This is a genomic window from Butyricicoccus pullicaecorum (genome assembly GCF_002160355.1).
Lineage (GTDB): Bacteria > Bacillota > Clostridia > Oscillospirales > Butyricicoccaceae > Butyricicoccus > Butyricicoccus pullicaecorum.
Genome location: NZ_NFKK01000001.1, coordinates 181108 through 201788, shown reverse-complemented (window position 1 = coordinate 201788; position 20681 = coordinate 181108). Strand labels below are relative to the sequence as shown.

The 20681-nt window shown below is 55.1% G+C and carries 17 protein-coding genes and 1 tRNA gene; 6 read left to right on the top strand and 12 right to left on the bottom strand.

The genetic code is table 11. The annotated features are described in order from the left end of the window. The first annotated feature begins 107 nt into the window (after positions 1-107). Positions 108-184: transfer RNA gene (locus tag B5F17_RS00965), tRNA-Arg, on the top strand. Positions 185-330: 146 nt separating this feature from the next. Here the strand turns inward: B5F17_RS00965 and B5F17_RS00960 are convergent. The 8 genes from B5F17_RS00960 to B5F17_RS00925 all read right to left on the bottom strand — a co-directional run bounded on the left by B5F17_RS00960 (position 331) and on the right by B5F17_RS00925 (position 10617). Next, a complete protein-coding gene (locus tag B5F17_RS00960; protein WP_162608038.1) occupies positions 331-1317 on the bottom strand; it encodes a DUF4340 domain-containing protein in 987 nt (328 codons plus the stop codon). Then, complete coding sequence (locus B5F17_RS00955) at positions 1314-2888, bottom strand: GldG family protein (RefSeq protein ID WP_087369923.1); 1575 nt, start codon at positions 2886-2888, stop codon at positions 1314-1316. The genes B5F17_RS00960 and B5F17_RS00955 overlap by 4 nt, the downstream gene beginning before the upstream one ends. 1 nt (position 2889) lies before the next feature. Continuing rightward, positions 2890-3756, bottom strand: coding sequence for an ABC transporter permease (locus tag B5F17_RS00950; RefSeq protein ID WP_087369921.1), 867 nt, complete (start codon positions 3754-3756; stop codon positions 2890-2892). Continuing rightward, positions 3753-4727 carry an ABC transporter ATP-binding protein gene (locus B5F17_RS00945; protein WP_087369919.1) on the bottom strand — a complete coding sequence of 325 codons (975 nt, stop codon included), beginning with the start codon at positions 4725-4727 and terminating at the stop codon, positions 3753-3755. Before B5F17_RS00945 ends, B5F17_RS00950 begins: the two co-directional genes overlap by 4 nt. A 163-nt stretch (positions 4728-4890) precedes the next feature. Further along, positions 4891-6324 carry an alanine/glycine:cation symporter family protein gene (locus B5F17_RS00940; protein ID WP_087369917.1) on the bottom strand — a complete coding sequence of 478 codons (1434 nt, stop codon included), beginning with the start codon at positions 6322-6324 and terminating at the stop codon, positions 4891-4893. A gap of 215 nt (positions 6325-6539) precedes the next feature. Beyond that, the gene (locus tag B5F17_RS00935; RefSeq protein WP_242968682.1) at positions 6540-7808 is read right to left on the bottom strand and encodes a glycosyltransferase family 2 protein; all 1269 of its coding nucleotides are present in this window, start codon (positions 7806-7808) and stop codon (positions 6540-6542) included. 269 nt (positions 7809-8077) lie between these two features. Next, a complete protein-coding gene (gene brnQ, locus B5F17_RS00930) occupies positions 8078-9415 on the bottom strand; it encodes a branched-chain amino acid transport system II carrier protein (protein ID WP_087369913.1) in 1338 nt (445 codons plus the stop codon). Beyond that, positions 9412-10617, bottom strand: coding sequence for a GNAT family N-acetyltransferase (locus B5F17_RS00925; RefSeq protein ID WP_162608037.1), 1206 nt, complete (start codon positions 10615-10617; stop codon positions 9412-9414). The genes brnQ and B5F17_RS00925 overlap by 4 nt, the downstream gene beginning before the upstream one ends. A 164-nt stretch (positions 10618-10781) precedes the next feature. Between B5F17_RS00925 and B5F17_RS00920 the strand changes: the two genes are divergently transcribed. The 3 genes from B5F17_RS00920 to gltA all read left to right on the top strand — a co-directional run bounded on the left by B5F17_RS00920 (position 10782) and on the right by gltA (position 13935). Continuing rightward, positions 10782-11531 (top strand): N-acetylmuramoyl-L-alanine amidase, encoded by a 750-nt coding sequence (locus tag B5F17_RS00920; protein WP_087369910.1) that lies wholly within the window; start codon positions 10782-10784, stop codon positions 11529-11531. 158 nt (positions 11532-11689) lie between these two features. Continuing rightward, positions 11690-12535: a sulfide/dihydroorotate dehydrogenase-like FAD/NAD-binding protein gene (locus B5F17_RS00915; protein WP_016148240.1), complete on the top strand. Its 846-nt coding sequence runs from the start codon at positions 11690-11692 to the stop codon at positions 12533-12535. 2 nt (positions 12536-12537) lie between these two features. Continuing rightward, positions 12538-13935 (top strand): NADPH-dependent glutamate synthase, encoded by a 1398-nt coding sequence (gltA, locus tag B5F17_RS00910; protein WP_087369908.1) that lies wholly within the window; start codon positions 12538-12540, stop codon positions 13933-13935. 66 nt (positions 13936-14001) lie between these two features. On the opposite strand, the gene B5F17_RS00905 is transcribed toward gltA, so the two are convergent. From B5F17_RS00905 to B5F17_RS00895, 3 genes are all read right to left on the bottom strand, one after another. Beyond that, a complete protein-coding gene (locus tag B5F17_RS00905) occupies positions 14002-14874 on the bottom strand; it encodes a methionyl aminopeptidase (protein WP_087369906.1) in 873 nt (290 codons plus the stop codon). A 92-nt stretch (positions 14875-14966) separates the two neighbouring features. Further along, a complete protein-coding gene (locus B5F17_RS00900; RefSeq protein ID WP_016148243.1) occupies positions 14967-15944 on the bottom strand; it encodes a diaminopimelate dehydrogenase in 978 nt (325 codons plus the stop codon). 239 nt (positions 15945-16183) lie between these two features. After that, the gene (locus B5F17_RS00895) at positions 16184-17101 is read right to left on the bottom strand and encodes a DMT family transporter (protein ID WP_162608036.1); all 918 of its coding nucleotides are present in this window, start codon (positions 17099-17101) and stop codon (positions 16184-16186) included. A 138-nt stretch (positions 17102-17239) separates the two neighbouring features. On the opposite strand from B5F17_RS00895, the gene B5F17_RS00890 reads away from it, so the two are divergent. Further along, a complete protein-coding gene (locus tag B5F17_RS00890; RefSeq protein WP_087369902.1) occupies positions 17240-17914 on the top strand; it encodes a Crp/Fnr family transcriptional regulator in 675 nt (224 codons plus the stop codon). Between the two features lie 142 nt (positions 17915-18056). Next, a complete protein-coding gene (locus B5F17_RS00885) occupies positions 18057-18692 on the top strand; it encodes an endonuclease III domain-containing protein (RefSeq protein ID WP_087369900.1) in 636 nt (211 codons plus the stop codon). A gap of 53 nt (positions 18693-18745) precedes the next feature. Here the strand turns inward: B5F17_RS00885 and B5F17_RS00880 are convergent, their stop codons facing one another. Continuing rightward, entirely contained in the window at positions 18746-20668 is a 1923-nt protein-coding gene (locus B5F17_RS00880; protein WP_087369898.1) for a sensor domain-containing diguanylate cyclase, read from the bottom strand. Positions 20669-20681 lie beyond the last annotated feature (13 nt).

The window sequence follows — 20681 nt, the reverse complement described above, 5'->3', positions numbered from 1 at the left end:
GCCGTTCTGTCAATCCTGCCCCCTCGATTCGTGCCCTTACGTTCAAAAAAGTATACCTCGAAAGCCTTTACAAAAGCATACCCGTTTGCTATAATAAATAAGCACAAGCGTCCGTAGTTCAATTGGATAGAGCGTCAGATTCCGGTTCTGAATGTTGGGGGTTCGAGTCCCTTCGGGCGTGCCAAAAAGTCCTTGATCTCATCTTCACGATGGTTTCAAGGACTTTTTTTATTTATAAAATTTCTCTTTCCCATGAAAAAACGAAAGGCACCCCGACCACACGGCCGGGATGCCTTTCTTCAGAAAAGGGATTGTTTAATTTTGTTTATTTTATGCACTGAGATCTACCGAATGCAGTGTATCCACGCCCTCAGCTTCTAGTACCAGTACAATACCGTTATCGTCCAGCATCGCATAGTATCCGCCATTGCCGTCAGAAGCACCAATGGTGATGGTATAAGATGCAGTACCGTCCTCGGTCGTATAGCTGACCTTAAGGGTCTGCGGTGCATCCAGACCATAAGTCTGCTTACGTGCGGTATCGGTCACACCATAGTCAGCACACGACAGGACGTACAGATTACGCACAGCATTGAGGAAGGTGTCCATTGTGCTGTCCTGTTCGATCGTGCGCGTGCCCGATGCGTCGGTGATCTGCCACTTGGTGACTTCCTCTTCTTCGGTCTCGTCCTCGCTGTCAGACGCCTCGCTCGCCTCACTCTCGTCGGCAGAAGCAGTCTCCTCTTCGAGCACACGAGTCACCGTGGTATCTCCCCAAACGATTTCGGTCAGGGAATCCTCGGTTGCATACGGGATATTCTCGTACTCAATCCAACCATTCAAACCCTGATCAAGGCCCTCAGGCAGGTAAGCCGTCGTTGCATAGACCGTATCGTTTGCCTTCAAATAGGTCACGCTATCCTGCACGCTGGCGGTCACAGTCACGGTTTGGTTGCCATCGGACAACTCCATCGTATAGTCCGGGGCATCCAGTCCGTAATCAGCATCGGCGTCCGGATTGTCCAGCTTGCGGTCGGCCGTGATCTCTTCGATCTCGTCGACAAACTCCTGCACCGCCGTGCTATCGATCGGACAAGCCGCGTCATCGGCATAACTCCACGCATCGTCGGTCTTGGTCAGATGCCATGTACCCTCTGTGTTGGTGTAAGTCAGGTCTGTGACATCCAGATCGGTCAGTTCCTCGATTGCGACCGTCTCTTCTTCCTCGGTTTGCTGTCCTGCCAGTGCAATATACGCGCCGCCCAGCACGATAAATGCCGCGGCTGCGATACAAAGATTTCTCGTTTGCTTTTTCATACCCGTCTCCTTCTGCGCAGCCAGTGTGCCAGTCCGACACCGAGCACGCCGAGCGGGATGATGGCAATGAACAGCATACCCCATGCACCTGCGCCGGTAATGAGGTTATACGAGGTCGAAAGCGACTTGGCCGGAATGGAAATGTTGCTGACATCGTCAAAGTTTGCGGTCACAGCGTTCATAAACAGATCCTGATTGCTCAGGTTGCTAAACTGACCGATGATGCTGTCGTCGATCAGGCTGGCCGGCAGAACGCACATGGTCGCGGTCTGAGTCTCCGTCTCTTCTGTGGTTTCTTCGGTCGTCTCATCGGCTGCCGCATCGTTGGAAGTCTCATCGGTGGTTTCCGTGGTTTCTCCACTCTCCGCTGTTACCTCCTGCTGTGCAATCGCACCCAGCAGATACTGTCCCTGGGTCTGACCTTCGTTGGTCACCAGATAGCCATTCGTACTGGTCTGCATCACCGTGCTGAGCGTTACATTCTCAACGGTCGGGTCGGTCTCAAGCATACCTACCGCGTTATACAGCAGAATCAGGGAATCGCTCGTCATATCAGCCGTGATCGACGTACCGGTATAGATCTCTGGGAAGATGTCATAGCCGTTGCTGTAATAGCGCTCAGCATCGGCAATATAGCCGTTCTGGCGCTGCATGCCGTAGGCTGCAAGCAGTGCATTGAGGTTGGGCTGGTCATTCTCGGTCTGCGCGAGCAGGATGATGACGTTTCCGCCCTTGGCCATATAGTCCTTGATGGCCTGGGTTTCGGTTGCGTCCAGATCCTTCTGCGGTGCGTTGATCACCAGCAGATCGCAGTCTTCCGGAATGCCGCCGTCTACGACCAGATTGACCGTATCAGTGCTCAGATTGGCCTTATCAATGGCATCCTGAATACTCGAGCCCAGCGACTGTTCACCGTGTCCCTCGGTCGTGTAGATGACATGATCGGTCGGCGCGGATACGCTGACGATGGCTGCGGTCAGCTGACCTTCGCCGTCGAACGAATCCTCAACCGCTTCGTAGCTGTACATGGAATACGTGTGTGTGATGATCTCGCTGAACAGGATATTGCGGCTCTCGCCGGTCGCCTCACACGAGACAACGACTGTGCCGTCCTCGGCACCCAATTCCTGCGCCTCTGCCGGATGCAGTACCGGGTCTACCGTCTCAACCGAAATATGGCTGGACAGCGATGCGTACTCGTCCACCAGACGCTGAATACGGGTATCCAGTGAGTCCGGCTGAGAGACGATGGTCAGGGTGACATCCTCGCTCAGTTCCTCCATCGCCGTTTTGGTCGTGTCACCGATCTCAAACAAGCTGTTGCTGGTCAAATCCAGCATGCGGGTACTGGTCGGCAGCAGTCCCACCAGCATATTGACAACAATCAGAATGGCCAGCACGATGGCGGTCATACCTGCACTGTACGAACCATGCCGGAAACCGGCTGCGTGCAACGACTGCTTAATGGCAGCACCCGACGGACGCGGCAGAGACAGATGAATGCGTCTGTCCTGCGGTTTGGTCTGCGGCTCGGTCTGGCCTGCCTCATTCTGTTTCTTTCTCCCGAACATGTTATGCCCACCTCCGCTTCTGTAACGACTGCACGGTCAGGAAAACGCCAAAGAACGCCAGGCTGAGATAGCGTACAACCGCGGTCAAATCAAGCAGGCGGTAGTTTGCCAGCTCGACAAAGCCGGTATAGACGTCAAAGGTTCCCAACGTCTTGGCCATCAGTCCTTCAAACGTCGTGCTGCTGACCAGATATGCGATGATGAGCGCTACGGTCAGGATGACAAACACACCGACCGCAACATAGGGATTGCGTGCAAGCGCGTAGTAGAGAGCGGCAAGCAGGGCAACAATCACAATCATGCCGATGAGGTTGCCGCGCGCGCTGGTCGGGAAATACTCAGCCAGTGCATCCCACAGATAGAGCACGAGCAGTACGCCGAAGCTGGCAACCGCAGCAATGAGCTGGCTCTCGGTGATCGAAGACAGGAACATGCCAATGGCGATGTATGCACAGCCCAGCAGGAAGTACAAGCCAATCGCCGCCCAGTCACTTCCAAGGCTTGCCGTACCACCGGTCATGATAATCAGCGGGCATAAACAAAACAGCAGACACGGGATGGCGAACACTGCCACCATTGCAAAATACTTGCCCAAAACGATATCCCAGACCGTAACCGGTGCGGACAGCATGAGCTGTTCGGCATGGCTGTGACGATCTTCCGCAAAAGACTTCATGGTGAGAATGGGGACTGCAACCATGAGCATAAACAGCATATTTCCGATCGTGGCCGAAAAATACGGGTAGCCGTTGACCAGATTCAAAACCATAAAGTAAATGCCTGTCACCGCGGTCAGCACCGCGATAAACACCGGGCCGAGCATGGTTTGAAAGTACGAGCGTACTTCACGTGAAAAAATGGCTTTCATGCGCCCGCCTCCTCTCGCTCAAGAACCAGTTCTGCATCGGTATGGTCATCGGTCAGCTCGAGGAAGATTTCCTCAAGCGATGCCTTTTCCCGCTCGAGCTTGAGAATGGGCTTCTTCGCCTCGGCGCACGCATAGAAGAAATCCTCGGTGACGCGGTCGTCCACCGCGCCGAAGCGCAGTTCGGTTTGACCGGCACGTGCACCTGCGCTGATTTCAACCGGAATGCCGGGCAGCATCGCGCTGCACAGTGTGCGCATCTCTTCCGGCGTTGCCCGCACGCTTGCGCACAGTGCACCGCCTGCGTGCAGCTGCGCCTCCAGATTTTCCGGGGTATCGCTCGCGACCAGCTTGCCGTGAGAGAGAATAAAAATGTAGTCACAGACCGCGCTGACCTCGGACAGGATATGCGAGCTCAAAATCACGACATGCTCTTCGCGCAGCGAGCGGATGAGGTCGCGGATCTCGAGAATCTGTCTGGGGTCAAGACCGACGGTCGGCTCATCGAGGATGACAACATCCGGATTGCCAAGCAAGGTTGCGGCCAGTCCCACGCGCTGCCGATAGCCCTTGGACAGCGTGCGGATCAGGTGATCCTGCTCTTCCAGCAGGCCGGTCTTGTTCATCGCCTGCACCACTTGCTGTAACTGTTCGAGTCTGGGGACTTTCTTGAGCTTTGCCGCAAAAGTCAGATATTCTCGCACAGTCATCTCCGGGTAGAGCGGCGGCAGCTCGGGCAGATAGCCGATGCGCTGTTTGACCTTTTCCGGCTCCTGCTGCAAGTCCATACCGTCCACGATGACCGTGCCGCTGGTCGGTGCCAGACAGCCTGTCATAATGTTCATCGTCGTACTTTTTCCTGCGCCATTCGGCCCGAGAAAGCCGTAAATCTGCCCTTTCTCTGCCGAAAAGCTCAAGTGGTCGACCGCCAGATAACCGCCGTACCGCTTGACCAAATCTTGTACTTCAATCATTTTGGGGTTCCTCCCTCCGTAGTCCTTATGGCTATCTTATCGTTCAATTAAGGAGATTGGATGACCGCTCTATGTACAATCCGGGTAGATTGTGTGTACATTATAAGGCGTTTCGGCAACAAAAAAAGGAACTCCACAAAAGTGGAGTTCCGGTACTATGCATTTAGTTTTCCGTATCCCAACCGGGCACATGATCTTCATCGTGCCAGTAGTCGAGTTCTTCCGGCTTCATGCCAATGTGACTTGCGAAGAATACAGGGTCCTTGCCCTCCTTGCGCTGACGGTCGTAGTCGGCCAGCACCTTGAGCGCCTGATTGCCCAATACCAGAATGGCAAAGATGTTCACGATCGCCATGCAGCCCATCAGGATGTCTGCAAGGTTCCAAACCGTGTCAAAGCTTGCCTGGGCGCCAAGGAAAATAGCAGCAAGACAGGTCAAACGGAAGACAAACAGCAGGCGCTTGTCGTCCTTGATAAAGCGCAGGTTGGACTCGGTGTAGTAGTAGTTGCCCACCAGACTGGAGAATGCGAAGAAGAAAATCGCAATGGTGATGAACAGGATACCAATCGGGCCGAAGGTGCCGCTGACTGCGTCCTGAACATAGGTGATGTCCTGCGAAACCGGTACACCGGAAACCATCAGGATCATCGCGGTGGTCGAGCAGATAACCAGCGTGTCAAGGAATACCGACAGCGTCTGGATCAGACCCTGCTTTGCCGGGTGAGAGACAGCTGCCGAAGCCGCCGCGTTGGGTGCAGAACCCATACCAGCCTCGTTGGAGAACAATCCCTTCTTGATACCGGTTACGACCGCACTGCCGGCAAAACCGCCGACGATTGCCTGTGCGTCAAATGCCTGGCTGAAGATCTCCTTGAATACGCCGGGAACAGCCGACAGATGGGTGAAGATCATAACCAGACCAATCAGAATATAACCGCCTGCCATAATGGGAACGATGACCGAGGTGATGAAACCGATACGGTGTACGCCGCCGAAGATAACCAGACCGGTCAGCGCCGCTATGACGATACCAATGATCATCGGCCACATGCTGTTATCAAAATCCGGGATATAGAACTTGATTGCGGTTGCAATGTTGTAAGTCTGAAGGCCGTTAAAGCCGTAAGCAAAGCAGGCAATCAGAAAGACCGAGAACAGGCATCCGAGCCAGCGTTTGCCGATACCGCGCTGGATATAGTACGCCGGGCCGCCGCGGAAGGAATCACCGTCCTTGACCTTGTAGAGCTGGGCGAGTGTAGACTCGATAAATGCGGATGCGCCGCCGATGACTGCCATCAGCCACATCCAGAACACCGCACCCGGGCCGCCGGTTGCAATTGCCGCCGCAATGCCCGCGATGTTGCCCGTACCAACACGCGAAGCGGTGGAAATCATAAGGGCCTGGAAGGATGATACCTGTTTGACACCGTCATCATCGCGCGACTTCTCCTTGAGGATGCGCATAACGTCGCCGATGCGCCGGATCTGGACAAAACCCGTCCGGATGGTGAAGTATACACCCGATCCGATCAGCAAAAAGATCAGAATGTAGGTGTACATGAAGTTGTTCAAGCTTCCTAAATACTCGTTCAGCATTCAGTTCCTCCTATCTTTTTTCCGTGCATAGTACATCTATCATACAGGAAAGCCGGAAAAATTACAAGGATGAATCAATTATCTTCTTTAGCTTGTCCGAAAAACTGGCAAAGTATCCGAACCCGGACAAAGTTTTCTAGCCAAAGCATACAAAAAGAGCCCTGCATTTTGCAGGACTCTTTGTCAGATTCATGCGGAGGTCAGCCGCAGAATAATCACTGGAATTCCTCGATCGACTTGCTGATCGTGTGTGCAATCGGCTTCCACTCGATCTTGCGGAAGAGTGCGACAATCGCGATCGGGATGTAGGTGAAGATAAACAGCGGGAAGGTGAAGGTGTAAAGCACCTTGCGCGCTGCCGTGGTGTTGATGTGCTTCCACTCGGTGATTACCGTAACCGCGCCGAAGAACAGCAGGGTCAGATAAAATCCGCCGAAGGAGGACAGAATAGACGACAGGGTGACGCGAACCACGCTGACTGCCACCGGTGTGCTCAGCAGTGCGCTGACCAGCAGGAAAGCGTTGACCGCAACCGAAGCCAGCGTCAGAAGCATGGCCGGTGCAACGGTCATCAGCATGTCGTAGCACGAGAAGCTGCGGCGCTTCACCACACCGCCGAACAGCTTGCGTCCGTAGCGTGCGAATACCTGATAGAAGCCCTTCGACCAGCGCAGACGCTGATTCCAGGACTGTTCAAAGGTGACCGGCTGCTCGTCATAGAGCACAGCGGTCGAACAGTAGCCCACACGCTCGCCCTCGCAGGCGCAGTCGATGGAGAACTGGATATCCTCGGTCAGCAGATGATACTTCCAGCCGCCGCGTGCACGCAGTACATCGCAAGCAACCAGGAAACCGGTGCCGGACACCGCACAGTTGGTGCCCAGGATCATACGCGAATTGTTCAGGAACTTGGATTCACGCAGGAACCACAGTGCGCTGCCTGCCGAGATCCAGTTCGAGTCGAAATTCTTGGAATTTCGGTAGCTGGTGATGACGCGATAGCCGCTGTCAAAGACCTTGTTCATCTCGGCCACGTAGTTGCGGTCGAGCAGATTGTCGGCATCGAAAATGAAGTAGCCTTCATAGCCTGCCGATGCGTATTCCTTCTCAATGCGCTGGAATGCGTAGTCGAGCGCATATCCCTTGCCGACCTCGGTGCGGTTGAAGCGCTTGAATACAATCGCGCCCGCGCGTTCGGCAACCTCTGCGGTATCGTCGGTGCAGTTATCCGCAACCACGAATACGTCTAAGAGTTCTGCTGGGTAATTTTGCATTTTTATGCTGCGCACCAGTTCGCTGATCACTGCCCGCTCATTGCGTGCGGAAATGATGGCCGCAAACTTGTGCTGTTTCTTTGCCTCAGGCATGGGCATACGCTTGCGATCGTGCCAGAGCGCTGCGACGACATAGAACAGCTGATAGGCATAGAACACGGTGAACAATGCAAAAATCAGCAGGTTGAACCCTTGTATGAACTGTAACACTTTAATTCCTCCAAATGGCCCCGCCATATCCGGCTCCGGCAGCGTTTGCCGTGCCTAATTGTACAATCCTCAATCTTTTCCGCCTGATATTATACCATTTATTTGCGCAGAGGCAACAAGCATTTGTGCCAAAAGCGCACCATAAAAATGACAAAGTATCGGCAAGTTGTGCATTGCATTTTTGAAATCCAGATGAACCGCACAGATAGCGGTCTGATTTTCGCCAATTTCTCGCGTCGTTCTTATCCATTATGCACAAATCCCTGTTTTCATTTTGTCTCCTGCACAGACTGCGCAGACGGTCGATTTTTGCCGGTCACGGCCGACAGCACGATACCCAAAATGACACCAACGATGGCCGGCACCACCCAGCCCAGGCTGTCCCCATAGAAGGGCAGCATGCGCAGCGCACCCATGCCGGGCAGCGCAACGCCAAGACCGTCGAGCGATGCCAGCACGCTGACAACACCGGTCAGCAGGATGGACACCGGATAAATGAGCGTAAAGCGTCCGATGAACGGATGCGCGAATGCCAGCGCGATGAGCACGATGGCGACCGGATAAATGGCACCCAGCACCGGAACCGATACCTTGAGGATTTGGTTTAAGCCAATGTTCGAAATGAGCATGCTGACCACAGCAAAGAATACCGCCCAGGTTCGATAGCCCCAGAACGGGAAGATCTTGGTGAAATAGTCGCTGCAGCACGAAATCAGGCCGATGCAGGTGTTGAGGCAGGCGATGGCAAAGATGAGCGCCAGAATGATAAGTCCACCCTGCCCGAACAGTTCGAGCACGATCGAACGCAGCACCTCGGTGCCGTTTGCCGCACCCGAAAAGATGGTGCCCGACTGCACACCGATGTAGGTCAATGCGCTGTAAACGGCCAACAGAACGATACCCGCCAGCACGCCCGCGCGGCAGGTTTCTCCGACCACCAACCGGTTATCTTCCACGCCTTTTGCCCGGATATTGAGGGCAATGATAAAACCAAAATTAAGCGCTGCAATGGTGTCCATGGTCTGGTAACCTTCTAAGAAACCGGTAACGGCAGGGTTCTTGACATACGCACCCACAGCCTCACCCGGTGCATCAAAGGTATGCAGCAGGCAGCCGACAAAGACGACCAGAATGAGTGTCAGCAGCGCAGGGCCAAGCAGCTTGCCCAATCGATCGGTCAGCTTGTCCGGTCGGAGCGCCAGTGCCAGCGCAACCGCAAAAAATACGATCGAATAGATCAGCTGCGCCGTGCCATTGGAAATTCCTTCGGGCAAAAACGGTACGGCCGCAATCTCAAACGAAGTCGTCGCCGTACGCGGGATGGCCAAGCAGGGACCGATGGACAGATAAATTAAAAAGGTAAAGACCGACGCGAAGATCGGATGGACACGTCCGGCCAGAACGGGCAGACCGTCCGACTTTGCGACCGCAATAACACCCAGCATGGGCAGGCCGACCGCACTCACGCAAAAGCCGATGAGCGCCGGAATGGCCGACGTGCCGGCCTGTTCACCCAGAAACGGCGGAAAAATCAGATTGCCCGCTCCAAAAAACATGGAAAACAGCGTCAGACCGACCAGCAGGCGCGATTGTACATTTAATTTCATTCGTTGGTTCTCCCTTGCGCATCCGCGCAGTCCTGTAAATATTCGGTGCGGCTTTTGGACAGACACACCTCATCAAAAATTCTGCCGTCCCAGGTACGAGATGCCGCGCGCAGTCTGCCCTCGTATCGCATGCCGAGCTTTTCCAGCACGCGCTGAGAACGAGTATTGTCGGCATAATAGTACGCCGAGATGAGCTGTACCCCCATCTCCTCAAAAGCCTCAGCACAGACGACCTTTGCGGCCTCGGTCGCATAGCCCAGTCCCCAATACGGGGTACCCAGCCAGTAGCCCAGCATGCGAGCGTTGGGATTGTCTCGCTTGGGGTCAGCCATCAGGCCGATGGCGCCGATCAGACGACGGTCGAATCCGCGCACGATTGCCCAGGTATCCGTCCCCATAAAGACCGTGCGCAGCACGTCCTCGCTTTCCTGCACGCTCTCATGCGGTTTCCAGTCGGTCAGACGGCTGACCTCGGGATCACTGCACAGCTCATAGAGCGCCGGTGCGTCATCCATCGTAAACGGGCGCAGGCACAGACGGTCGGTCGCCAGATATGTCAGACCAGCGATTTGATGCAGGGCATCGCCCAGTGCGTCGATGATAATGTCTGCCGGGGTCAAATCCTGATTGCCCGAATCCGGGTTGCGCAGCGCAATACAGGTCATGCCTGCCGCCTTGGCTGCGCGCACGCCGTTGGACGAGTCCTCGATGACGATGCAGTCTTCGGGCGGCACGCTCATGTGCGCCGCTGCCTGCAAAAAGATGTCGGGTGCGGGCTTGGGATGCTCCACGGTCTCGCCTGAGATCAAAAATTCAAAGCAGCCGTCCAGACCGAGTGCCGTAACGACTTCGGTGATCTCGTACATAGGCGAGGACGAAGCCACCGCCATGCGATAGCCGCGACGCGCCAGTGCGCGCACAAGCTCGGGCGAACCGTCGACCGGGGTATGTCCGCGTTCTTTCAAAAATTCGATCTTTTGCTGGGTGTAGGCCTGATGCAGTGCATCGGTCTGGCCGTTCAGTCCAAAGTCACGATCGAGCGTGCTCCAGAAAAAAGTCGTGGTCGAACCGATGAATTGGGTGTAATATCCCCAGTCCATCGTCCGCCCGACTGCGCGGTCGAGTACTCGGTTGAGCGCCTCATAATGCATGCGCTCGGTGGCGACCAGCACGCCGTCCATATCAAACAGGATGGTTTTCATAGTTTTTCCACTCCTTTCTCTCTTCTTCCGATTTGATTTCACTTTATCATACAACATTTTTATGCGATACGCCATAGCCTGCACCACTTTTCGTATACTTGCATAAGAATGAGATATCTGAGAGTTTTTTTACGCTGATTTTTGCATCAAGGAGGCACCAATCTATGCCAAGCATCTACTTATCTCCCAGCACACAGGAGTTTAACCTGTTCTATGACGGCGCGGGCAGCGAAGAATATTATATGAACCTAATTGCCGACGCGATGGAACCTTATTTGACCGCTTCGGGCATTGTCTACACCCGCAACACGCCGGAAATGACCGCAGCCACCTCCATCCTCGCCTCCAATGCCGGAACCTACGACGCACATGTCGCTCTGCACTCCAACGCCGCACCCGAAAGCCTTGCGGGAAAGCTGCGCGGCATCGACATCTATTATTATCCCGGTTCCGAGCGCAGCCGTCGTCTGGCTGATGCCATGGTCGCCCAACTGCGCGAGATCTACCCCCTGCCCGACAAGGTACAGGCACGCCCGACCACCTCGATCGGTGAAGTCTCCCGCACCCGTGCCCCGGCTGTGCTGGCCGAACTGGGCTATCACGACAACCCGGACGATGCGGCCTGGATTCGCTCCAACATCGTCCCCATCGCCCGCCGTCTGGTCATGGCATTGACCAACTATTTCGGCATTCCCTTCTTAGAGCCCGAACCCATCCTGAGCGCGACGGTCGATCTGGGATTCGGCAATCTCAACATTCGCTCCCGTCCCTCACTCGCCGCACCCATTATCGGTCAGGCGCCGGACGGTGCACAGGTCAGCGTACTCGGCTCGTGGAACGGCTGGTATGTCATCCGCTACGGCAACATTGAGGGCTACGCCCGCTCGGAATACATCACGCTCAATTACTCCTGATCCCTGTTCACTTTTCCGCCGACTTCCTGCCCATGCTCTGCCTTTGTTCTGTTCTTTTTGCACAAAAACGCAGATTTTACCGATTCATCCCCAAAAAGTATTCTTGCAAATTGTCATCCCCTGTCGTATAATAATGTACACTATGGAGGTGGATCGGAATGTACAAGATTCTTGAAAAAAAGACACTCAATGCAAATACCAAGCAAATGGTCATTGACGCGCCGCACGTTGCCAAGAAGGCACAGCCGGGTCAGTTCATCATCCTGCGCGTGGATGAGGACGGCGAGCGCATCCCGCTGACCATCGCTTCTTACGATCGCGAAAAGGGCACGATCATGATTATTTTCCAGGAGGTCGGCGCTACCACCAAGAAGCTCGGCCTGCTGAATGAGGGCGACTGCCTGCACGACTTTGTTGGTCCGCTCGGCCGCGCATCCGAACTGGAAGGCCTCAAGAAGGTCGCTGTTGTCGGCGGCGGTCTGGGCTGCGCGATCGCTTACCCGCAGGCAAAGGCGCTGCACGAGATGGGCGCTGAAGTCGATCTGATCGCTGGCTTCCGCAACAAGGACATCATCATTCTGGAAGACGAAATGCGTGCTGCCTGCACCAACCTGCATCTGGTCACCGATGACGGTTCCAACGGCCGCAAGGCGCTGGTTACCCAGGTGCTCAAGGAGCTCATCGACGCAGGCAATCAGTACGATGCTGTCATCGCCATCGGCCCCATGATTATGATGAAGTTCGTCGCTGAGACCACCCGTCCCTACGGCATCAAGACCATCGTCTCCATGAACTCGACCATGGTTGACGGTACCGGCATGTGCGGCGGCTGCCGTCTGTCGGTCGGCGGCGAGATCAAGTTCGCCTGTGTAGACGGTCCGGACTTCGACGGCCATCTGGTCGACTTCGACGAGTCCATGCGCCGCAGCGCGATGTATAAAAAGCAGGAGGCTCACGCCGTCGAGGCACACGAGTGCAACCTGCACAAGATGGAGGTCAAGTAATCATGGCGAATATGTCTCTCACCAAGGTCCCGATGCCCGAACAGGACCCCAACGTCCGCAATAAAAACTTCGAGGAAGTTGCAACCGGCTATACCGCTGAAATGGCAATCGAGGAGGCAACCCGCTGCCTCAACTGCAAGAACAAGCCCTGCGTCTCCGGCTGTCCGGTCGGCGTACAGATTCCTGAGTTTATCGCTCTGGTCGCAGAGGGCAAGTTCCTCGAGGCCGCTGCCAAGATCAAGGAAACCTCCGCGCTGCCCGCTGTCTGCGGTCGTGTCTGCCCGCAGGAAAGCCAGTGTGAGTGCAAGTGCGTCCGCGCCATCAAGGGCGAAGCAGTCGGCATCGGCCGTCTGGAGCGCTTTGTCGCAGACTATGCGATGGCACACGACACCGCTGAGATCGTAAAGCCCGAGCCCAACGGTCACAAGGTCGCTGTCGTCGGTGCTGGCCCTGCCGGTCTGACCTGCGCAGGTGATCTGGCACGCAAGGGCTACGCTGTCACCGTCTTTGAGGCACTGCACACCGCTGGCGGCGTTCTGATGTACGGTATTCCGGAATTCCGTCTGCCCAAGGCCATCGTGCAGAAGGAGATCGACAACCTCAAGGCGCTGGGCGTTGAGTTCGTCCTGAACTTCGTTGTCGGTCGTTCCGAGACCATCGACGATCTGTTTGCAGACGGCTACGAGGCCATCTTCGTCGGCTCCGGCGCTGGTCTGCCCACCTTCATGCACGTTCCGGGCGAGAACTACAACGGCGTTTACTCGGCAAACGAGTACCTGACCCGTGTAAACCTGATGAAGGCTTACAAGGAAGACGCTGCAACCCCGATTCTGCGTGCAAAGCGCGTCGCAGTCGTTGGCGGCGGCAACGTTGCCATGGACGCAGCTCGTTCGGCAAAGCGCATGGGCGCAGAGGAAGTTTACATCGTATACCGCCGCGGAGAGGCTGAGCTGCCCGCACGTCTGGAAGAGATCCACCACGCCAAGGAAGAGGGCATCGTCTTCAAGTTCCTGACCGCTCCGGTCGAGGTTCTGGGCGATCCCGATACTTATCTGGTTACCGGCATGAAGTGCCAGCAGATGGAGCTCGGTGAGCCCGACGCATCCGGCCGCCGTCGTCCGGTACCGGTAGAAGGTTCCGAGTTCGTTCTGGATCTGGACGCTGTCATCGTGGCAATCGGCACCAGCCCCAACCCGCTGATCCGCTCGACCACTCCGGGTCTCGAGACCAACAAGCGCGGCTGCATCGTAGCCGACGACGAGCACGGTATCACCTCCAAGGATGGTGTATTCGCTGGCGGCGACGCAGTCACCGGTGCAGCAACCGTTATTCTGGCAATGGGTGCCGGCAAGCGTGCTGCGGCTGCAATGGACGAGTACGTTCAGAACAAGAACAAGTAATTTCCCCGTTTGGGTCACAAAAAAGCAGAGGCAAAATCGCCTCTGCTTTTCTTTTTGTATGAAAAATCAGTATGCAATGACTTCGTAGCCGTCATCGGTGACCAATACCTGAATTTCCCACTGTGCCGACGGCAGTTCGTCGTCGGTATAGATCGTCCAGCCGTTGTCACTGTCCTGGAAAATGTCAGGCGCACCCATGTTGACCATGGGCTCAATGGTAAACATCATACCGGGTGCCATTACCATACCGGTGCCGGCCTTGGATGTATAGCTGACCCACGGGTCTTCGTGGAACTCCAGACCCACGCCGTGACCGCCGATCTCACGTACGACCGAGTAGCCGTTGGCCTTGGCGTGATCGTTGACCGCCTGACCGACATCGCCCAGCAGACCAAAGGGCTTGACCTGTTCGAGACCCTTCTCGACGCATTCCTTTGCCACACGCACCAGCTTCTCCCACTCAGGCAGTACCTTGCCAATGCAGAACATACGCGAGGAATCCGAGTAGTAGCCGCCTACGATGGTAGACACATCGACATTGATGATATCGCCGTCTTGCAGAATGAGTTCCTCGGACGGAATGCCGTGGCAGACCTGATTGTTTACCGAAGTGCACACGCTCTTGGGGAATCCCTCAAAGCCCAGCGGTGCAGGAACACCACCGAGGCGCAAGGTCTCCTCGTATACCCAGCGGTCGATCTCAGCCGTCGAGATACCCGCGCGGATATGCTCTGCGACGTAATCGAGCACGGCAATATTGACCTTTGCACTGCGGCGAATGCCCTCGATCTGCTCCGGGGTCTTGATGAGCTTATGCGGCGGGATGACATGGCCTTCCGCTTTGAGTGCAGACAGCTTTTCATCAAAATCCGCGTGGCATTTCTTATATTTCTTGCCGCTGCCGCACCAGCAAGCGTCATTTCTTCCAAGTTCTGACATGATCGCAACACCTTTCCTATCAGATCACGGACGCAGCTGCGCCCAGAAAAACGGAGAACCGGCACAGCAGCCGGTTCCCCTTCCATTCAAACTTAGAGCAGATGCGCACGCAGTTCCTCGCCGGACTGAGCGCACAGGTAAGCCGGTGCGATATCCAGCATAGTCTTGCCGCCGGTCTGACCTTCCTTGTTCATGCGGTAAGCCGCACGTGCACAGGCAACCAGAACCGAGCCGGTGAACTCGGGGTTGGAGTCCAGCTTGAGGCTGTACTCGATGATGTGCTTGCGGGAACCGTCACCAGTCTTGCCGGCACGGATGACAAAGCCGCCGTGCGGCAGGCCTGCATGGTCGCGCTGCAGCTCTTCCTCAGAGATAAAGTGTACGGTGGTCTCGTACTCGTCGAAGTAGTTGGGCATGGTCTTGATCTCGTTCTCGATGCGAGCCAGATCTGCGCCTTCCTCTGCAACAACGAAGCACTCACGGGTGTGCTTGTCGCGGGTGGTCAGCTCGGGATTCTTGCCAGCGCGAACCGCCTCAACCGCAGACTCTACCGGGCAGGTGTACTGACGTGCATCCTTAACGCCCTCGATGCGACGGATCGCATCCGAGTGACCCTGGCTGACACCACGGCCCCAGAAGGTGTAGTCCTTGCCCTCAGGCAGGATTGCGTTTGCGTAGACACGGTTGAGCGAGAACATACCCGGGTCCCAACCGCAGGAGATCAGGCCGATCTTGCCAGCCTTCTTCGCAGCTGCATCAACGGCTGCAAAGTGCTCCGGAATATGTGCATGGGTGTCGAAGCTGTCGACGACGTTGAACATCTCGGCATACTTGGGGGTCATCTTGGGCAGGTCGGTTGCGCTGCCGCCGCAGATGATCATAACGTCGATCTGCTCCTTCATCTTCTCTGCGTCATCGGTGTGATATACCGGCGCACCAGATGCGACCTTGAGCGAAGCCGGATCGCGGCGGGTGAATACGCCGACGAGTTCCATATCAGCGTTCTGAGCCAGTGCGGACTCTACGCCGCGGCCCAGGTTGCCGTAACCTAAAATACCAACTTTAATCATTGTTCATCTCTCGCTTCCATATAGATTTGAACCGACCGTTCCTCAGAACGGCGGTATGGATTGCATTCTGTTTTTATTATACCGCATTTCACAAAAATGGAAAACGGCTGTGTGTTAGTCAAAGAAAACAAATTTTACTATACGAAAACGGTCATTCTTGTCAGAATTGAAAAGCGTGTCTGATCTACGATTATAAAGTCATCAATCTGATGATTTTTCAGTGATTTGTCGTCGTGTTTTCAGATGGTGGACTTCTCTTTGCGGTCGCTGAGCACGGTGACCAAGACCGCGCCCAGTACGCATACACAGCCCAGTGTGCTGCGCAGGTTCATGCGTTCCCCGAGGAACAATGCGCCCGATACCACGCTGCCGATGGGCTCAAACAGGCAGAAAATGGCAGCCGTCGGCGCACCAAGCACCTGAATACCGCGCTGGAGCAGCCAAAATGCCACAAACGAAGTGCACATGGCGATGATGAAGGTATAGAGCATGGCGCGCGGCGGCAGAACAAAGACAATCTGGTGCGGAATCTGGTCGACAATCAACACGGCAAGGGCGTTAAACAGGCCCATATAGCAGGCAACCTTAGTGCCGTTCATGTTGCGCAGATCGGTCTTGTCCATGCCGGTCAGGTAGCAGGCGTAGGTCACTGCCGAGGCCAGCGCCAAAACCAGACCGGGTACTGCGTCCGCACCGGCTTTGTCGGCAAACAGCATCACGCCGACCAGTGCAATGACCAGCGCTGCAATCTTTTCCCGTTTGAGCTTCTCGCGGAAAACCACAAAGCACAAAACTGCGGTCACCATCGGATACATGAAGTGCAGCGTTGTCGCCGTGCCGACCGAGATATAGGCATAGGACTGATAGAGCATGAAGGTAGTCGACGCACGAAACGCAACGCCGACGAGCAGCATGAGCCCCAGTTCCTTTTTGGTCAGGCCGAACGGAATCTTTTTGACCAGCATGACGATGAGCAGCACGGGTACGACCAGCAGGTTGCGATAAAAGGTCAATGTATTGGCATTACTGCCCATATCGAACGTCTGGCTGGCCAGTACGGGTGTGACACCGAATAGCAGTGCTGAGATGACGGTATACAGCACGCCGCGTGCCTTGTGTGCGCGGAATGCGCGATCGGATAGCATTGGTGTGTTCATATCGTTTCCCCTTTTTCCTTCTTTCACACCATTATAACGCACCCATTTCCGTCCTGCAATCATCATTTCACGCGCTTGCCAACTGCCGTCGTGACGTGCTACAATGACAGCAGACAGCCCGAGAAAGGATGACCCTGAATGGATCTCACATTATTAGAAAAACAGAGCTTTTGGCCGCATTTATCGCCCGAAGACCAGCAGCGCGTGCGTGAACAGGCATTGACCGCGCACTTCTCCGCCGGACAAGCCGTAAAGATGGGCAGCTGCAACTGTATCGGCCCGCTGTTTGTCGTGCGCGGCATCCTGCGGGTCTATCTGCTCAGTCAGGACGGACGCGAGGCCACGATCTACCGTCTGCGTCAGAACGATGCCTGCATGCTGTCGGCTTCCTGCGTGCTCTCGGCGATTACCTTTGATGTACAGATCGACGCCGAAACCGACTGTGACCTCATCATTATCCCCACCTCGTTGTTCTCCGATCTCATGTCGCATAATCTGTACGTAGAGAACTATGTGTATCGCAGCAGCACCGAGCGCCTGTCCGATCTCATCCAGGCCGTTGAGCGCATGTTCTTCCTGACCCTGCGCCAGCGTGTCGCCGCTTTCCTGATTGATGAATCGTCGAGCACGGGCAGCGATCATGTGACGCTGACACAAGAACAGCTCGCCAAAGCCATCGGTTCGGCGCGCGAGGCGGTCAGCCGTATTTTAAAACAGCTTTCCGCCGACGGCAGCATTGAAGTCTCGCGCGGCGGCATTCGCATTCTGAATAAGAGCCTGCTGTACGCAGAATTGCAGGCTGCCGATCTCTGATTCGGTCGAAAAAGTGAAAAAAACTGTGTTTGGTGGTTAAACTTTGCGTGCGTCTATGGTATAATACATTTGATAAAGAGAGTTAATCGCATTTATGCCGTCAGTCCCCGACTGACGATCCAATAGAAAGGAAGATTCCCTTATGACCAAACAGGAACGTGCGCTGGAAATCATCGAGCGCCTCAAGCGTGAATACCCCGACGCGACCTGCACGCTCGACTATAACGAGGGTTGGAAACTGCTGGTCAGCCTGCGTCTGGCTGCACAGTGCACCGACGCACGCGTCAATGTTGTTGTAGAAAAATTGTACGAAAAGTTCCCCGATGTTGCTTCTCTGGCCGCGGCAGATGTGGACGAGATTGAAAAGATCGTCCATCCCTGCGGACTGGGCCCGAGCAAGGCGCGCGATATCAGTGCCTGCATGAAGGTACTGCATGACCAGTACGACTGCGGCATCCCGCAGACCTTCGAAGAACTGCTCAAACTGCCCGGTGTGGGACGTAAGAGCGCCAATCTGGTGATGGGTGACGTGTTCGGCAAGCCCGCCATCGTGACCGACACCCACTGCATCCGACTGGTCAACCGCATGGGACTGGTCGACGGCATCAAGGAGCCCAAAAAGGTCGAGATGGCGCTGTGGAAGATCATTCCGCCCGAGGAAGGCAGCGACTTCTGTCACCGTCTGGTCTATCATGGCCGTGATGTCTGCACCGCACGCACCAAGCCGCACTGTGAAATGTGCTGTCTGCGCGATATCTGCCCGCAGATTGGTGTATAATTAAATAAAAACAGATCGCCCGCTCGGCACTTGTCCGAACGGGCGATTTTCATTTATTCGGGATGATAAATTTGGAAACTGTCCTTGCCGCGGCGTTTGACCGCATAGAGTGCGGCATCCGCCTTGGGATACAGCTCGGCAAAGGTCGTACCGTCTATGGGTGCACGTGCGACACCGATCGACGCACTGATCGACAGCGAGGTATCTCCCTGCGTGTAGGTCTTGCGCAGGGCCTGTCCCAGCGCACCGGTCAGCTTTTCGATCACCGCATCGCTGTCCAGATGCTTGAGCAGGATGACAAACTCGTCACCGCCCAGACGCGCGATCAGGTCGTCCCGTCGGAACTGATGACGCAGCGCATCGGCTACATCGCGCAGCACCTCGTCGCCCTTGGTATGACCCATGGTATCGTTGATCTCCTTGAAGTGGTCAAGATCCAGAATCAGGAAGGCCTGCATGCGCTCGGGCTCGCTTCCCAAGTACAGATCGACCCATTCCTCGAAGGTCTCACGGTTAAACAAGCCGGTCAGGAAATCGTGCTGCGAGCGGCGGCTCAGATGAATGGCCTGCTGCCGACGGCGCTCGATCTCCATATCCTTCTGTTTCTGCTCCTCGTAGTTTTCCAGAACACCGACCACGCGCGTGTCTGCGCCCAGTCGATAAACGTCGAGCAGCATGACCTTAAACCAAGTCATCTCACCGAACATGCGCAGCTGTACAATCTCCGGTTCTCCGGTCTTGGCGCGCATCAGGTCGGCATAGGTTTTCTGGTAAGTACCATAACAGGTTGCATCCAGTTTTTCCTGCGCAAACAGTACAGACGGTCGGATATCCGCAAGATTCAGCGTATAGTTTCCACCTTCAAAGCGCGGACTGTGCAAAATAACCTCATGCTTGGGCAAATCGGCTTCGAACGGAATATCCTTGGTCTTTTGGAGCACTAGCTGGAACATACGATTGTGCACTTCCAGTGTGGTGTTTTTGTCGCGGATCATATAGTAGACACGTCCGATGTAGAGCAGCGGAATCAACGCGCCCGCGAGCAAGCACAAGAGAATCTGCACCAGCATGTGCAGCGAAATCTGCCGCATCGAGCTGGCATATTCGGTAATGTTCTGCTCGGGCAGCGCAGAAAAGACATACCATTGGTTGATGCCGATGGGCTGATAGCTGACATAGCGGCCATCGTCTTCATATGTACAGTAAAACGTGCCGCTTTCTCCCTGATGCATGTTCTCTGCGATCTTGTCGGCTGTCGTGGTATCGTGGTAGTCATACCGTTCCAGTTCGGTCCACAAGTCGGTACTGCCATCTGCCCACGCGTCTGCACTGTTGGACCGGGTAATATAATTTCCCTGACTGTCAACAATCTGGAAATAGCAGTCGCCCTCGGTCTCCCACTCAACGTCGTACAGGATATCTTCAATCAGATACCGTCCATACAGTATGCCTGCAATTTCCCCGCGCTGATGCATCGGGATTGCCAGCAAGAGGTATGGTTGTCCTTCCTTATTATAAGCAGTATCCGAAATATAGCGATTGCCCGCCAATACCTCCTGAACAAACTGTACATCATAGATATTGGCTGCTTTGCCGTTGATATTACGCGCATTTCCCTGCAGATCAACAACGCCCATGTCGGAAAAGTCGGTCTTGGTTACAACCAATTCCAGCTTCTCCATCACGCCGTCTTCGAGCAACTCCTGTTCGGGTTCAATGAGAATCTCAGCGTTCTCCAGAATCTGAAAACATGACTTGATTTTTGTATCAAAGGTTCGGGTGAAATATCCGGCAAGCTGGCTGACGCTGGACATATTTTGCGCATAAATCACCTGATACATTTTTTTGCTGAAGTGAAAAAAGGACAGCGTCGTGAGCACGGCAATGACCGCCAGACCTAACGCAGTCAGGCCGACAATCTGCCGCAGATTGGTTCTCAAAAAAGAGGTGCGCACGTCGGGATGTGTCCGCTGCATACCGGCCCTCCTT